The sequence below is a fragment of the Actinoplanes sp. NPDC049599 genome (assembly GCF_044465625.1).
In the GTDB taxonomy this organism is placed as follows: Bacteria; Actinomycetota; Actinomycetes; order Mycobacteriales; family Micromonosporaceae; genus Actinoplanes.
The window spans coordinates 91,918-106,166 of sequence record NZ_JBITLX010000002.1 but is presented as its reverse complement, the minus strand read 5'-3'; the positions used below and the strand labels follow the sequence as shown (position 1 = coordinate 106,166).

14 protein-coding genes are annotated in these 14,249 nt (G+C 75.2%); 4 read left to right on the top strand and 10 right to left on the bottom strand.

Going from position 1 to position 14,249, the window contains the following annotated elements:
- Nucleotides 1-73: 73 nt before the first annotated feature.
- Entirely contained in the window at nt 74-2,752 is a 2,679-nt protein-coding gene (locus tag ACIBQZ_RS03730; protein ID WP_396086897.1) for an EAL domain-containing protein, read from the top strand.
- A gap of 30 nt (nt 2,753-2,782) precedes the next feature.
- On the opposite strand, the gene ACIBQZ_RS03725 is transcribed toward ACIBQZ_RS03730, so the two are convergent.
- Genes ACIBQZ_RS03725 through trpB form a run of 3 tightly spaced genes read right to left on the bottom strand, consistent with a single transcriptional unit; the run spans nt 2,783 to nt 5,413 of the window.
- Nucleotides 2,783-3,451 carry a GntR family transcriptional regulator gene (locus tag ACIBQZ_RS03725; protein ID WP_396087354.1) on the bottom strand — a complete coding sequence of 223 codons (669 nt, stop codon included), beginning with the start codon at nt 3,449-3,451 and terminating at the stop codon, nt 2,783-2,785.
- Between the two features lie 28 nt (nt 3,452-3,479).
- Nucleotides 3,480-4,259, bottom strand: coding sequence for a tryptophan synthase subunit alpha (trpA, locus tag ACIBQZ_RS03720; protein WP_396086896.1), 780 nt, complete (start codon nt 4,257-4,259; stop codon nt 3,480-3,482).
- Nucleotides 4,256-5,413, bottom strand: a complete 1,158-nt coding sequence (gene trpB, locus ACIBQZ_RS03715) for a tryptophan synthase subunit beta (RefSeq protein WP_396086895.1) — start codon at nt 5,411-5,413, stop codon at nt 4,256-4,258. The genes trpA and trpB overlap by 4 nt, the downstream gene beginning before the upstream one ends.
- Nucleotides 5,414-5,525: 112 nt before the next feature.
- On the opposite strand from trpB, the gene ACIBQZ_RS03710 reads away from it, so the two are divergent.
- On the top strand, nt 5,526-6,236 hold the full coding sequence (locus tag ACIBQZ_RS03710) for a Stf0 family sulfotransferase (RefSeq protein ID WP_396086894.1): 711 nt from the start codon (nt 5,526-5,528) through the stop codon (nt 6,234-6,236).
- 4 nt (nt 6,237-6,240) lie between these two features.
- On the opposite strand, the gene ACIBQZ_RS03705 is transcribed toward ACIBQZ_RS03710, so the two are convergent.
- Genes ACIBQZ_RS03705 through ACIBQZ_RS03695 form a run of 3 tightly spaced genes read right to left on the bottom strand, consistent with a single transcriptional unit; the run spans nt 6,241 to nt 8,209 of the window.
- Entirely contained in the window at nt 6,241-6,918 is a 678-nt protein-coding gene (locus ACIBQZ_RS03705; protein ID WP_396086893.1) for a response regulator, read from the bottom strand.
- On the bottom strand, nt 6,915-7,037 hold the full coding sequence (locus tag ACIBQZ_RS03700) for a hypothetical protein (protein WP_396086892.1): 123 nt from the start codon (nt 7,035-7,037) through the stop codon (nt 6,915-6,917). The genes ACIBQZ_RS03705 and ACIBQZ_RS03700 overlap by 4 nt, the downstream gene beginning before the upstream one ends.
- Entirely contained in the window at nt 7,025-8,209 is a 1,185-nt protein-coding gene (locus tag ACIBQZ_RS03695) for a sensor histidine kinase (protein WP_396086891.1), read from the bottom strand. Before ACIBQZ_RS03695 ends, ACIBQZ_RS03700 begins: the two co-directional genes overlap by 13 nt.
- 132 nt (nt 8,210-8,341) lie before the next feature.
- Between ACIBQZ_RS03695 and ACIBQZ_RS03690 the strand changes: the two genes are divergently transcribed.
- Complete coding sequence (locus ACIBQZ_RS03690; protein WP_396086890.1) at nt 8,342-9,790, top strand: alpha/beta fold hydrolase; 1,449 nt, start codon at nt 8,342-8,344, stop codon at nt 9,788-9,790.
- Here the strand turns inward: ACIBQZ_RS03690 and ACIBQZ_RS03685 are convergent.
- Nucleotides 9,759-10,361, bottom strand: a complete 603-nt coding sequence (locus ACIBQZ_RS03685) for a dihydrofolate reductase family protein (RefSeq protein ID WP_396086889.1) — start codon at nt 10,359-10,361, stop codon at nt 9,759-9,761. The genes ACIBQZ_RS03690 and ACIBQZ_RS03685 overlap by 32 nt on opposite strands.
- Before the next feature lie 164 nt (nt 10,362-10,525).
- Here ACIBQZ_RS03685 and ACIBQZ_RS03680 point away from each other — a divergent pair, with 164 nt between their 5' ends.
- A complete protein-coding gene (locus ACIBQZ_RS03680) occupies nt 10,526-11,233 on the top strand; it encodes a PASTA domain-containing protein (protein WP_396086888.1) in 708 nt (235 codons plus the stop codon).
- 1 nt (nt 11,234) lies between these two features.
- Here ACIBQZ_RS03680 and ACIBQZ_RS03675 read toward each other — a convergent pair whose 3' ends face one another.
- From ACIBQZ_RS03675 to ACIBQZ_RS03665, 3 genes are read right to left on the bottom strand one after another with little or no spacing between them, the layout of a single operon-like run.
- The gene (locus tag ACIBQZ_RS03675) at nt 11,235-12,104 is read right to left on the bottom strand and encodes an ABC transporter permease (protein WP_396086887.1); all 870 of its coding nucleotides are present in this window, start codon (nt 12,102-12,104) and stop codon (nt 11,235-11,237) included.
- A complete protein-coding gene (locus ACIBQZ_RS03670) occupies nt 12,091-13,023 on the bottom strand; it encodes an ABC transporter ATP-binding protein (RefSeq protein WP_396086886.1) in 933 nt (310 codons plus the stop codon). The genes ACIBQZ_RS03675 and ACIBQZ_RS03670 overlap by 14 nt, the downstream gene beginning before the upstream one ends.
- Nucleotides 13,020-14,171 carry an outer membrane lipoprotein carrier protein LolA gene (locus ACIBQZ_RS03665; protein WP_396086885.1) on the bottom strand — a complete coding sequence of 384 codons (1,152 nt, stop codon included), beginning with the start codon at nt 14,169-14,171 and terminating at the stop codon, nt 13,020-13,022. Before ACIBQZ_RS03665 ends, ACIBQZ_RS03670 begins: the two co-directional genes overlap by 4 nt.
- Nucleotides 14,172-14,249: the final 78 nt, after the last annotated feature.

Below are 14,249 nucleotides of genomic sequence, written 5' to 3'. Positions count from 1 at the left end.
TCGGCTGTGCCGATCGTTGAGGATGCGGTTCACTATTGGAGCCACTACCCCTCGCAGGACCTGGATGACATCGATGGCTGGCGCAGCCGCGTGCTCGCCGGCCGGCCGGCGACCCGGCCGGTCGGTGCTGGTCGCCCTGCTCGCAGTGCTCGCCGGGCTCGCGCTTGCCGCTGCCCTCGTGCTGCTCCCGCCGCACGCCGCGGCGGGCCTGCTGACGGCCTGCTCGGCCGGGGTCGCCGTGGCGATGATCCGTGCGGTGGCCACCGGCCGGTCGGGTGGGCCGCGGTTGCGTGCGTTGCTGCTGGCCGGTGGCGTCCTGGTCACCGCCCTGGCCGGTGCGGCCGCCGGGACCGCGTTCCTGGTGGCGCCCGGCGTGCTGGTCGCCGACGTTCCGCTGCCGGCGGAGATTCCCCTGGTCAGCATCTTCTTCGTGGCGGGGCTCTTGCTGGCGGCGATTCTGCGCCCGCACCAGCGCCGCGAGCCGTTGGTGCGCCTGCGGGTCGGGCTGGACGTCGTCGGGATGACCGCCTGTCTGACCTTCCCGCCCTGGCTGTTGCTGTTCAGCGCGGGCGACCGGCACGGCGCGTCGATCACCGCGCTGGTCTTCGGTGGCGGCGCCGCCGCGGCCGCCGTGGTGGCGGGCGTGCACGCGGTCCGGCACCGGGCGGCGCTGCAGTGGTGCGGGCTCGGCGCGGCCCTGTCGCTGGTCGGGCTCACCGCGCTGGTCATCGGCATGGATCTCGCGGCCGAGCCGAACGCGGCGATCGCGGTCCTGGCGGCGGCCGTGGCGATCAACGTGGCCGCCGGTCTGCTGTGGTACGGATCGGTCCGGATCCGCCCCGACGCGCGCCCGATCCCGCCGGCGGGCAGCGACCCGTCGGCGAGCTTCCCGCTGTTCGCCCTGCCGGCGCTCGGGTCGGCGCTGGTCACGGTCCTCCACCTGATCAACGGCGGCAGCCTGGACCCGGTGTCGATCGCCCTGGGCACGACCATGATCGTGGCCGTGGCGTCCCGGGAGTGGACGTCGGCGGTCGCCCTGCGCCGGCACGCCGGTCATCTCACCGATCAGGGCAACCGGCTGCGCAGCCTGGTGTTCGGCACCGCCGACGTGGCGATCGTCCTGGACGCGGAGCTGGCTGTGCGCTGGCAGTCGCCGGCCACAGCGCTGCAGTTCGGCCTGTCCGACGAGGTGGTCCTCGGCCGGGCGGCGTCCGCGCTGGTCCATCCGGACCACGCCGACGCGGTGCACAGCTTCCTGGCCGCCCAGCTCGTCGCGGGCTCGAGCGCCGCCGGCCGGGGTTTCCCGGTCCGTCTCCGTGACGGTTACGGCCGGTGGCGGGAGACCGAGTGGACGACCAGCGGGGCGGACCCGGCCGAGCCGGGCCGGACCCTGGTGGTGCACATCCGCGACGTCAGCAACCTTCGCGACCTGGAACAGGCGCTGCGCGAGGCGACCCACCTCGACCAGCAGACCAGCCTGGCGAACCGCCAGGGCCTGCGCCGGGCGGCCGAGCTGATCCCGGACGCGGGCGCGATGATCGTCATCGAGCTGGGTGGGCTGACCGCGGTCGGCGACGTGCACGGGTCGGACCTCGCCGAGGTGGTCGTGGTGGAGGCCGCGCGCCGGCTGCGGACCCGGTTGGACCCCGTCGACATCCCGGCCCGGCTGAGCGAGACCCGTTTCGCGGTGCTGACCCGCTCCGGCGCGGTGCATGCCCACCTGCTCGCCAGCCAGTTGCTCAACGCGCTGACCAGCCCCTACACCGCGGCCGGCACGGTGTCCCACGTGTTCGGGTGGGCCGGTCTGGCCGACGTCACCCCGGAGGCCACCCTCGACGAGGCGATCCGCCGGGCAGCCCTCGCCCTGCGGTCCGCGCGGGCCGGCCCGCCGGGCGCCGTGGAGTGGTACGACGAGGAGATGGAGTCCCGCCTGCTGCGCCGGTCCACCCTGGAACAGGACCTGCCCGGTGCGGTCTCCCGCGGTGAGCTCGACCTGAGCTACCAGCCGGTCGTCGAGCTGCCGACCGGGCGCCCGGTCGGTGTCGAGGCGCTGCTGGTCTGGCGGCATCCGACGCTCGGCGCGGTGCCGGAGAGCGAGCTGCTGCCGCTGGCCGAGGAACTGGGCCTGCTCACCCAGGTCGGCGGCTGGGCGCTGCACGAGTCCTGCCGGCGGTTCGTCGACTGGCGCCGGCGGCACGAGTCGCTCTGGCTGGCCGTCAACGTCCGCCCGCTGGAGCTGCTCGATCCCGCTTTCCAGGCGAGCCTGCAGACCGTCCTCGAGGTCTACCGGATTCCGCCGCCGGCGCTGGTCCTCGAGATCGCCGAGCAGGACCTGCTCCAGGTGCCCGACGCCCAGCAGCAGCCGGCGGTCGAGGAGCTGGCCGCGCAGCTCGGCCGGCTCCGCGCCCAGGGCATGCGCGTCGCGGTCGACCACTTCGGCGCCGGCCCGACCTCGTTGAGCCGGCTGCGGATCCTCCCGCTCGACCTGCTGAAGATCGACCGGGACGTGTTCGGGCGACCGGCCGACGCGGTCCGTCAGATCGGCGCGGTCATGGACGTCACCGTGGCGCTGGGCCGGCGGCTCGGTCTTGAGGTGCTCGCCCACGGGCTCCAGACCACCGAGGACCTCGACACCGTGCAGGCGGCCGGGTGCCGGCTCGGCCAGGGGGACCTGCTGGGCCGGCCGATGCCGGCCGAACACCTCGAAGCGGTGCTGGAGCAGCACCGCGACGCACCCCGCCGCCACGGCTGACCCGGCCGCCGCGGGGGATCGCCGGCCCCGTCATGACGACGACGTCCATTGCACCGACAGGCCGGTGGCCGCCCGCTCGGTGCGGACCTCCATGACCGTGCCCAGGATCGTCGCCCGGTCCACCACGATCGCCCGGTCGTCCAGGCCGTAGGTGACCCGGTCGGAGACGAACACGGGCGTGCCCGCCGCCACCCGCAGCAGCTCCGCCACCGGCGGGGCCAGCACCTCCGGGCGCAGCACCTCCGAGGCGCGGTGCACCACGATGCCGTGCTCGGCGATCGCCGCGTACAGGGAGGTGTCGCTCAGGTCCGTCGCGCGCAGCTCGGCGCCGACCGGGGACCGCACCCAGGAGAGCTGGTGCACCGCCGGCCGGCCGGCGAGCAGCCGGAGCCGTTCCAGGCGCAGCGCCCGGCCGGTGCCGAGGTGCGCCGCGACCCAGGCCGGCGGGCGGTGCAGGGCCTGGCCGAGGATCTCGGTGCTGACCGTACGGCCCTGCGCGCGCAGGTCCTCGGCCAGCCCGCGCAGCGAGTCCAGCCGGTAGGTGGCCCTGGGCGACGCGACGAACGTGCCCCGGCCCGGCTGCTGGGAGAGCAGCCCGTCGTCCTCCAGCCGCCGCAGGGCCTGCCGCAGCGTCACGAGCGTCACCCCGTACGCGGCGCTGAGCTCCTTCTGCGGCGGCAGCGCGGAGCCCGGCGGCAGCTCGCCCGCGCGGATCTTCGCGGTCAGGTCAGCCGCGATGACCTGATACTTCGGCGTGCGGCGTTCCAGGAGACACCCCCAGGTCGATTGCGGCGCGGAAGGCCGCGACGTCGGCGCCGAGCGCGGCGGCCGTGGCTCCGTCGAGAACCCTACGCATCAGCGCCGACGCGATCACCGCACCGTCCCCGGCGCGTCCCGCCTCGGCCGCCTGCGCCGGGGTCGACACCCCGAAGCCGATCAGCACCGGCAGGTCGGTGACCGCCTTGACCCGCCTCGCGAGCGTCCCGGCCGAGGCGGCCAGCGTGGCGCGTTCGCCGGTGGTGCCCATGACGCTGACCGCGTACACAAAACCGCGGCTGCGGGCGCCGATCTCCCGCAGCCGGTCGTCCGGGGTGGCCGGCGCGGCCAGCAGGACCAGGTCGAGGCCGGCGGCGGCCGCCTCGGCCTCGAGCCCGGCCGACTCGTCGAGCGGCAGGTCGGGCACGATCAGGCCGGCGACCCCGGCGGCGGCGAGCGCGGCGGTCCCGGTCCGCAGGATGATGTTCGCGTACGTCATGACGACCACCGGCACCCGCAACGGCGTCGCCGCGAGGTCGGCGAGGATCGAGTCCACCGTGGCGCCGCGGGCCAGCGCCCGGTCCGACGCCTCCTGAATGGTCGGCCCGTCCAGCATCGGGTCGGAGAACGGCAGCCCGACCTCCACCGCGTCCGCCCCCGCCTGCTGGTACGCGAGCAGGAAGTCGGTCCAGTCCGGGGTGATGCCGCCGGTCACGTACGGCACGAGCAGCGGGCGCCGGGTGAGCTTCATCGCAGACCTTCCATGATCTGGTGCATGTCCTTGTCGCCGCGGCCCGACAGGGTCAGCAGCACGGTCGAGCCGGTCGGCAGCTCGGGTGTCCCGGCCGCGCGCAGCACCCACGCCACCGCGTGCGCCGATTCGAGCGCGCAGATGATCCCCTCCCGTTCGGCGAGGCGGCGCACCGCGACCAGCACCTCGTCGTCGGTGACGGTCACGTACCGGGCCCGGCCCAGCCCGCTCAGGTGCGCGTGCTCGGGACCGACGCCCGGGTAGTCCAGCCCGGCCGCGATCGAGTGGGCCTCGGCGACCTGGCCGTACCGGTCCTGCAGCACCAGCGAGCGCGAGCCGTGCAGCACACCCGGCTCGCCGGCCGACACCGCCGCCCCGCCCGCGGCCTCCACGCCGATCAGCCGCGCCGCGGTGTCGACGAAGCCCGCGAACGTGCCGGCCGCGTTGGAGCCGCCGCCCACGCAGGCGACCACCACGTCGGGGACCGCGGCGCACTGCGCGCGCGCCTCCTCGCCGATCACCCGCTGGAATTCCCGGACCATCCACGGGTACGGGTGCGGCCCGGCGACCGACCCGAGGCAGAAGTGGGTGTCGTCGACGGCCGAGACCCACGCCCGCATGGCCTCGTTGGTGGCGTCCTTGAGGGTCCGGCTGCCGCTGGTCACCGGGACGACCTCGGCGCCGAGCAGGTTCATCCGGAACACGTTGAGCGCCTGCCGCTCGATGTCGCGCTCGCCCATGTAGACGGTGGCGCGCAGCCCGAACAGCGCCGCCGCGGTGGCCGTGGCGACGCCGTGCTGGCCGGCCCCGGTCTCCGCGATCAGCCGGGTCTTGCCCATCCGCCGGGCCAGCAGCGCCTGGCCGAGCACATTGTTGATCTTGTGGGACCCGGTGTGCGCCAGGTCCTCGCGCTTGAGCAGCAGCGTGATGCCCAGCTCGGCGGAGAGGTTGCGCGCGGCGGTCAGCGCGGTGGGGCGCCCGGCGTAGGTGCGGCGGTGGCCGTCCAGCTCGGCCCGGAACGCCGGATCGGCCCAGGCCTGCCGGAACGCGTGCTCCAGGGCCAGGCAGGCGGGGATCAGGGACTCGGGGACGTATCTGCCGCCGTAGGAGCCGAACCGCCCGTCGGCGCCGGGCGGGTGCATGGCCACGGTCATAGTGGACCTCCAAAGTTCTATAACTCTTGGCCGAGTGTGTCACAACTTACCGCAGAGTTCTAGAACTTTAAAACGGTTGTCCCGCGGGTCACCGGGGGCTTGGCTGGTGCTCGTGATCGAGTCCTACTTTGTCTGCGCGACGCCGCGCACGGGCAGCTCCCTGCTCCTGGGCCTGCTGGAGTCCACCGGGCTGGCCGGCCGGCCCGAGGCGTACTTCCGGGAGCCGGACGAGCAGCGGTGGGCCGACCGGTGGGGCATCAACGGCCCGGACGACTATCCGGCCTTCGTGCGGGCGGCGCGGGCGGCAGGCACCACCCCGAACGGCGTCTTCGGCGCGAAGCTGATGTGGGGCACCCTCGACGAGGTGGTGGCCAAGCTGGCGCCGGGCACCGCGGGCGCGGACCTGGCGGTGCTGGAATCGACGTTCGGCGCGTCCCGCTTCGTGTACCTGTGGCGCGAGGACGTGCTGGCCCAGGCGGTGTCCTGGCTGCGCGCGGAGCAGACCCGGACGTGGTGGACCGGCGACCCCGGCGGCACGGGCGGCCGGCCGCGGTACGACGCCGACGCCATCACCGGGCTGCTCGCCACCATCGCCGGGCACAACGCGGCGTGGCGCGCCTGGTTCGACCGGTACGGCGTCACCCCGTACGAGATCACGTATGAGCGCCTCACCGCGGACCTGGCCGGCGGCACCCGCGGGATCCTCGCCCACCTGGGCCTCGACCCGGCCGCGGGCCGGCCGGTCCGGCCCCGCCACCGGCGCCAGGCCGACCGGCTCAACGAGGACTGGGTCCGTCGTTACCGGGCGGAAGCCGCCCGGTAACGCCTCAGAGCAGCTCGGCGTCGTGCACCAGGAGCGCGACCTGGACCCGGTTGTTCAGGCCGAGCTTGGCCAGCACCCGCGACACGTGCCCCTTGACCGTCGGCAGGCTCATCACCAGCTCGGTGCCGATCTCCGCGTTCGACCAGCCCCGGCCCAGCGCCAGCGCCACCTCACGCTCCCGCTCGGTCAGCGCCGTCAGCCGGGCCCGGGCGCGGTCGCGGCGCGGGCCGGCCGCGGGATCCGCGACGTGGTCGATCAGCTGCCGGATCACCGCCGGCGACAGCGTGGCCGAGCCGCCGGCCACCGCCCGCACCGCCTCGATGATGTCCCGCGGCGGGGTGTCCTTGAGCAGGAAGCCGCTGGCCCCGGCCCGCAGCGCGTCCAGCACGTGCTCGTCGGCGTGGAACGTGGTCAGCACGATCACCTGCGGCGGCGCCGGCCGGGCCCGCAGCCGCCGGGTGGCGGCCAGCCCGTCCACCTTCGGCATCCGGATGTCCATCAGCACCACGTCGGGCCAGTGCGCGTCGGCCAGCGCGGCGGCCTGCGCGCCGTCGGCGGCCTCGGCGACGACCTCGATGTCCGGCGACCCGCCGAGCAGGATCCGCAGCCCGGCCCGCACCAGCGGATCGTCGTCCACGATCGCCAGCCGGATCGGCCGCCCCCGGCCCCCATCCACGGTCACCACGCCCTGCCGCCCGAGCCGCCGCCCGAGCCGCCGCCCGAGCCGCCGCCCGAGCAGCCGGCCGAGCCGCCGGCCGGGTCGCCGCCCGGGTCGCCGGGTGGGCGGGTCAGGCCGGCCATGGCAGGCGGGCTTCCAGGCGGAACTCGTCGCCGTGCGGGCCGTACTCCACGACCCCGCCGGCCAGCGCCGCCCGCTCGGTCACCCCGATCAGGCCCACCCCCGCGCCCGGCACCGCGGGCCCGGCGGCCGGCGCCCGGCCCGGGTTCGTGATCCGGATGCGCAGCTCGGCGCCGGGCGCGCCGTCCAGCAGCACCCGCACCGCCGTCCCCGGCGCGTGCTTGCGCGCGTTGGTCAGCCCCTCCTGCACGATCCGGTACGCCGTCCGCCCCAGCACCACCGACGGCCCCGCCGCCGGCACCGCGCACGTGCAGCTCACCGTCATGCCCATCGCCCGGGCGCTGTCCACCAGGTCCGGCAGGTCCGCCAGGCCGGGCTGCGGCGGTTCCGGGCGGCCCACCGTGCCCTCCCGCAGCACCCCGATCACCCCGCGCAACTCCTCCAGGGCCTCGTGGGCGCTGGCCCGGATCGCCCCCGCCGCGATCGCCACCTCCTCCGGCCGGGCGTCCGTGCGCACCTCCAGCGCCCCGGCGTGCAGGCTGACCAGCGACATCCGGTGGGCCAGCACGTCGTGCATCTCCCGGGCGATCCGGGCCCGCTCGGTCAGCCGGGCCTGGTCGACCCGCATGCCCTGCTCAGCCTCCAGCCGGGCGGCGTGCTCGCGCAGCGACCCGGTCAGCCGCCGGTACGCCCGCACGAACATCCCCCACCCCAGCGCCCCGGCAGCGGTCACCGTGCGCATCGCGAGGTCCACCCAGACCGGGAACTCCGGGTTGTCGTGCAGGACGAAGTACACCGGCACGACCAGCACGAACGCCGCGCCCAGCGCCAGCGCGACCGGGCCGCGCCGGTGGATCGCGACGGTGAACAACGCGACGATGGCCGCGCCGGTCGCCATCACCGACACCATGCTGACCGCCAGCAGGGCCACGGTGAGCCCGACCGGCCGGCGGCGGCGCAGCGGCAGCGCGGCGCAGCAGAGCACGCCGAGCGCGACGTCGGCGACCCACGGCAGCGGCGCGCCCTCCCGGGTGGCGTCACCCAGCGGCACCATCAGGGCGCCGTACATCAGCGCCACCGTGACCGCGACGGCGTCGGCCAGCCGGTCCCGGGCCGCCGACCGGCGGCTTCCCGCCGGATCGGGGACGAGCAATGTGAACACCAGGCCGGCCATCCGCCGAGCCTACGATCCGCCGGCCCGCGGGGGCACTGCCGGAAGTCACCCGCGCCCCCTACCGAAGTAGGGGTGGGTACCGGATCCGAGGTCCGATGTGCCGGGGCGGCCGCGGGCACCAGGCTCGGGGCCATGGTCAGACGGGTGGGGTGGACGGGTGCGGTGGCCGGCTGGGGGATCGTCGCGGGCTGGTGGATGCCGCGCGGGCCGCTGACGATCAACCAGGCACTGTGGTCGGTGGGGTTGAGCGTGGCGGTGGGCGCGCCGGCCGGGTGGCTGAGCCGGTCGCGGTGGTCGATGCTGGTCGCGCCGGCGATCTTCGTGGTGGCGGTGGAGCTGCTGCGGCTGCGGGTGGCCGGGCCGTCGGTGGACGCGCCGCGGGCGAGCGCCTTCGGCTTTGTCGTGCTGGTCGCCGGGCGCGGGGTGCACTGGCTGCTCTCGGTGCTGCCGATGACGCTGGCCGCGGCGTACGGCGCCGGCTACGCGCGGCGTGGCCAGGTGGCGGGGGGACGGCGGAGCCTGCGGTACGCCCGCCGGGGCGCGACCGGGTTGCTGACGGCGTTCCTGCTGCTGGTGACCGTGGCGGTGGCCGTACCGGCGCGGACGCCGGCCGTCGCGGGGGAGCGGGGCATCGCCGAGCTGAGCCGGATCGACGCGGGCGGGCACCGGCTCGGCGCGCTGATCCGGGGCGCCGACCGGACCGCGCCGGTGCTGCTGTTCGTGCCCGGGGCGCCCGGCGGGTCCGAGCTGGGCGCCGCCCGCCGGCACCTGGCGCAGCTGGAACGCCGGTTCGTGGTGGTGACCCTGGACCGGCGCGGCGGCGGCTCGTCCTATCCCGCGCTGGACCCGACCGCGACCGTGACGCTGGAGACCGCGGTCGACGACGTCGTCGCGGTGACCGAGGCGCTGCGCCGCCGCTTCCACCAGGACAAGATCTATCTGCTCGGGCACTCCGGCGGCTCGATCCTCGGCGTGCTGGCGGTGCAGCGGCGGCCCGAGCTGTACCGGGCGTACGTCGGCACCGGGCAGGCGGTCGACCTCACCGCCGGCGACCGGATCTTCTACGCCGACATCCTGGCCTGGGCGCGGGCCACCGGCCGGGACGCGCTCGCCCGCACGCTCACCGCACAGGGCCCGCCGCCGTACCGCGACGTGTACGCCTACGAGCCGATCATGCTGTACGAGAACGAGGTCTACGACTACGACCACACCGGCAACGCCGAGGGTGCCGGCGACCCCTTCGCCGGCCTCGGCGCCTCCGAGTCCACCCTGCTGCAGAAGGTGCACACGCTCAACGCCGTGCTGGACACCTGGAGCGTGCTCTACCCGGACATGCGGGACGTGGACCTGCGCGCGGACGTGCCGCGGCTGGAGGTGCCCGTCTACTTCGTCCAGGGCGCGCACGAGATGCGCGGCCTGGCCGACCTCTTCACCCCCTGGTACCAGGCGCTGCGGGCACCCGCCAAGCAGCTGACCGTGGTGCCGACCGGCGGCCACCGGGCGTTCCTGGAGCAGCCGGACCTCTTCGCCGGCGTCATGGACCGGGTGCTCACGCAGACGGGGGGAGCACCCGGTAGGTGATGTGGGTGACGAGCGACGCCGAGCGGCCGGAGATCTGCTCCAGCGCCAGGGGCGGGATCCCGGCGAAGAGGCGCTCGCCCGCACCGAGCAGGACCGGGGCCACGTGCAGCCGCAGCTCGTTGATGAGGCCGGCGGCCAGGGCCTGGTGCACGGTGGAGGCGCCACCGGCGACGGCGATCCGGCCGTCGCCGGTGGCCTCGCGGGCGCGGGCGGCCGCCTCCGGCAGACCGCCGGTGACGAAGCAGAACGTGGTGCCACCCTGCATCACCAGGTCGGCGCGCGGGTGATGGGTCAGCACGAAGACCGGCTTGTGGTACGGCGGATCCGCACCCCACCAGCCGCTCCACTCCGGATCCCAGTCGCCGCGCCCGGGACCGAACATGTTGCGCCCCATGATGAACGCGTCGGCGGCGGTGATCGCCTCGAGTTCGGCGGTGTTCTCCTGCGGGGTCTCGAACATCCACCGGTGCAGCCGCTCGCCGCCCTCGCCGAGCGGGTCCGCGAGGCTCTGCCGGGGTCCGGCCACGAAGCCGTCCGCGGAGACCCCGAGATCGCAGGTCACGTACGCCATGAGCGGTGTCCTCCCAAGATCGATGCCGTGTCGTCCACGGTCCGGAGGCTACCGCCGGGCCTGCTGAGGCACGGGATGTGCCGTCCGCGGGGCGCGGCGGAACCCGGCTCGCGCGCCCGCGCGTCCAAGCCCGTACTGCCCCCGTGCGATCCCGGAGGTCCGCCATGTCCTGCCGCCCGGCCCGCCCGTCGTGGACGCTGCTCAGCTCCGCCGTCCTGCTCGGCTCGTTCTCCCTGCTCGCCGCCCGCGCCGTGCCCGCGTCCCGGCGCCGCGCCGACCCGCCGAGCGTCGCGGGCACCACCGTCCCCGACCTGGTCGGCCGGCACGTCCTGCTGGTCGACAAGCTCGCCGGCGACGCGGGCGTGGTGGCCGTGCTGAGCTACCGGCCCCGGGCCCGGCAGGCGCCCGGCACGGTGGTGGCGGTCCATCCCGCGGCCGGCGCGGTGGTCGGGCGGGGCAGCACGATCCAGGTCTCGGTGGCCGGCCGGCCCGGCACCGACCTCGACGACCGGATCGCCGCCGACCGCCGCCGCTTCGTCGGGCTCGGCACCGACCCGGACGGCACCCTGGTCGTGGTGGTCGCCGCCGGGGTGAACCCGGACGCCGCCGTCGCGGCCATCCGCCCGGCGCTGGCCGGCCGCAAGCACCGCGTGGTCACCTGCGACACGAGCTTCGCCGAGCTGGAGAGCGTCCGGGCCGGGGTGAGCGCCGTGCTGCTCCAGGCCGCCGGCTACACCCTGCGGGTGGATCCGGCGGCGTGCGCGGTGCGCGTCGAGGGCGACGTCACGGCGGAGGTCGCCGCCGCGCTCACCGAGCGGTACGGCCGGGCCGTCCAGCTGGCCCGCGGCAAGCGCGCCCGGCGCTCCGCGTGACTCAGCTCGTGACGTCGCGCCCGGCGAACCGGGCCCACGCCGCCGACAGGAACACCACGATGTAGGCGCCGGCCGACAGCAGCCCCGGCGTCAGCGCGCCGAACGACACCGGGTCGCGCAGCAGCTCGCCGAAGTCCTGCCAGTGCCGGGTCAGCAGGTACGGATGCAGCCAGTCCACCTGCGGGATCTGCAGCAGCACGAAACTCGCCACGGTCAGCATGGTCAGCGCGATGGTGGCGCCCATCGGCTGCTCGGTGAGCGTGGACAGGAACAGCCCGACCGCGCCCAGCGCCGACAGGCACACCCCCAGGTACAGGCAGACGCCGAGCAGCCGCAGCAGCGCCTCGCCGAAGCCGACCTGGCTGCCCGACAGCAGCGTGACGTCCCCGCCGCCGAACAGGATCAGCCCGATCACCAGCCCGGTGACCGCCACCACCAGCGGGGCCAGGAACGCGCCCGCGACGATGCCCGCGTACTTGACGGCCAGCAGCCGGATCCGGCCGACCGGCACGGTCAGCAGGTAGCGCAGCGTGCCCTGGTTCGCCTCGCCGGCGACCGCGTCGCCGGCCAGCATCGCGATCGCGATCGGCAGGAACAGGCCCAGCTCGACACCGAGCGCGGCCAGCGCCACGAAGAACCCGTTGCCGGTGATCTGGGTGAAGAAGTCCGGGCCGCCGCCGGGGCGGTCGCTGGTGTCCGGCGCGGCCACCTTCATCGCCACCGCCAGCACCACCGGTACGGCCGCCAGCGCGGCCAGCCCCACCTGGTTGCGCCGGCGGACCGCGATCAGCCGCAGTTCGGAGCGCAGGAACCGGGACGACACCCGGCGTACCGGGGTGGCGGGCACCCCGGTCACCTCAACCGCTGACATCAAAGCCTCTTCCGGTCAGGGAGACGAACACGTCCTCGAGGCTGGGTGACTCGACGGCGAACCCGCGTACCGCGATCCCGTCGTGCACCAGCGCGGCCACCACCTTCTCCGGGGCGACCGCGCCGAGCTGACCGGCGGCCTCGGCCGCGCTCTCGGCGACCTCGGTCAGGCCCAGCGTGCGCAGCACCGCGGCGGCCTGCGCCGGCTGGTCGGTCAGCACCCGGGCCCGCGGCGCCGCGTCCGAGCGCAGCTGGGCGAGCGGCTCCTGGGCGACCAGCTTGCCCCGGTGCATGACGCCGACGTGCGTGCAGACCTGCTCGACCTCGGCCAGCAGATGGGTGCTGAGCAGCACCGTCGCGCCCTCCGCGGCCAGCGACCCGACCAGCGCGCGCACCTCGCGGGTGCCCTGCGGGTCCAGGCCGTTGGTCGGCTCGTCCAGGATGAGCAGCTCCCGCGGCACCAGCAGGGCGGCCGCGATGGCCAGCCGCTGCTTCATGCCGAGCGAGTAGGTGCGGTACCGCTTGCCGGCCGCGGCGCCCAGCCCGACCCGGTCCAGCGCCCCGGCGATCCGGGCGTCGGCGGTGCGGGCCTCGGCGCTGCGGTCGGCCGCGTCGATCCGCCGCAGGTTGTCCCGCCCCGACAGGTACGGATGGAACCCGGGCCCCTCGACCAGCGCGCCGACCCGGGGGAGCACCTCGGCGGCGTGCTCGGGCATCGCCGCGCCGAGCAGCTCGTGCCGGCCGGCGCTGGCGCCGATCAGCCCGAGCAGCATCCGGATCGTGGTGGTCTTGCCCGAGCCGTTCGGGCCGAGGAAGCCGTAGACCGCTCCGCGGGGGACAGCCAGGTCGACGGTGTCCACCGCGACCTGGCTGCCGAACCGCTTGGTCAGCCCCTGAGTGGCGACCGCGAGGTCGGTCACTTCCCGGCTGCCTCGTAGAGCTTCTCCGGGGCCACCGCGCCGACGAGGATCCGGCCGTCGTCGGTGACGAGTGCGCTGAACAGGGCGCTGGTGAGCAGGTGCCCACTGCCCCAGCTGCCGCTGACCTTCGGCAGCGCGCCGATCACGGCCTCCAGCTGCCCGGCTGCCGCGCCGCCGGCCTCGCCGGACTTGGCGTCGTCACCGGTCGGCAGCTTGGCCACCAGCACCGACGTCCAGCCCGTGCCGACCACCTTGGTGCCGGCCTCGGCGGCCTGCTTCTCGGCCTCCTTGGCGGCCTCCGGCGTGATCGCCTTGTTGTGCTCCTTGGCGAGGTCCTCGGCGCTGGGCTCGGTCACCTTGGTGCCCGGGGGCGGGTTGAAGGTGAACTGCTCGGCGTCCGGCACCTCGAAGCTGACCTGCTGGAACGCCACCCGGACGGCCGGGTCGTTGGCGTCCTTGGCGTACACGTCCACGCCCAGCGGGATGTGCTGCTCCGCGTCGATGGCCAGGCGCACCTGGCCGACCAGCGAGGCGGTGTCCCGCGGCGTGAGCACCAGCTCGTACGCGTCCCGCCCGGCGACCTTGGCCGCGCCGGTCGTGGTGACCGCCGTGGTCGGGTCGATCGCGGCGAGGGCGGCGTCGGCGGCCTCCTGCGGCGTCGACGGCACACCCGAGGGCAGCGCGGTGGGCTTGCGGTCCACCTTGCCGGCCCGGTCGGCGGGGAGCTTGAAATGCGTCGCCGAGCTGTCGGCGCTGCGCCACATCCACACGTCGGAGCCGTTGCGGATCACGTCGGTCTCGCCGAGCGTGCCCATCAGCGCGATCCGGGCCTTGTCCTCGCCGGCGTACCAGACCCGTGCGGTGTTGCTGCCCGCGACCAGCTTCATGAGCTCGGCGCCGTCGGCTCCGCTGGTGACCCCCGGCAGCGCCGGCAGCCCCAGGTCGGCCGTCTGCACGACCGTGCCGGAGAAGCCGTCGACCTTGGCGTTCTGCACGTCGACCAGCAGCTGGGCCGCGCTGCGCTCGGGCAGCGAGGGGTCCGCGCTGGCGACGATCGTGCCCGCCGCGGCGCCGCCACCGATGACGACCACCGCTGCCGCGGCCGGAACCAACCAGCGCAGCGCGGGCCTTGACCTGAACACACTCACGATGAGCACCTCCCGTTGTCTGCGACCATCGTGCGCCGGGCGGCCTGTGACGCCGCTGAGAACGTCCCCTAAGGGTTG

What these genes read in the sequence shown, in the direction of transcription:
- ACIBQZ_RS03700 (WP_396086892.1), bottom strand. Translation starts at nt 7,037, where the DNA reads ATGGCCGGCCTGACCCGCCCACCCGGCGACCCGGGCGGCGACCCGGCC.
- ACIBQZ_RS03730 (WP_396086897.1), top strand. Translation starts at nt 74, where the DNA reads ATGGCTGGCGCAGCCGCGTGCTCGCCGGCCGGCCGGCGACCCGGCCGG.
- trpB (WP_396086895.1), bottom strand. Translation starts at nt 5,413, where the DNA reads ATGACCGTGGCCATGCACCCGCCCGGCGCCGACGGGCGGTTCGGCTCC.
- ACIBQZ_RS03690 (WP_396086890.1), top strand. Translation starts at nt 8,342, where the DNA reads ATGGTCAGACGGGTGGGGTGGACGGGTGCGGTGGCCGGCTGGGGGATC.
- ACIBQZ_RS03695 (WP_396086891.1), bottom strand. Translation starts at nt 8,209, where the DNA reads ATGGCCGGCCTGGTGTTCACATTGCTCGTCCCCGATCCGGCGGGAAGC.
- ACIBQZ_RS03685 (WP_396086889.1), bottom strand. Translation starts at nt 10,361, where the DNA reads ATGGCGTACGTGACCTGCGATCTCGGGGTCTCCGCGGACGGCTTCGTG.
- ACIBQZ_RS03680 (WP_396086888.1), top strand. Translation starts at nt 10,526, where the DNA reads ATGTCCTGCCGCCCGGCCCGCCCGTCGTGGACGCTGCTCAGCTCCGCC.
- trpA (WP_396086896.1), bottom strand. Translation starts at nt 4,259, where the DNA reads ATGAAGCTCACCCGGCGCCCGCTGCTCGTGCCGTACGTGACCGGCGGC.
- ACIBQZ_RS03675 (WP_396086887.1), bottom strand. Translation starts at nt 12,104, where the DNA reads ATGTCAGCGGTTGAGGTGACCGGGGTGCCCGCCACCCCGGTACGCCGG.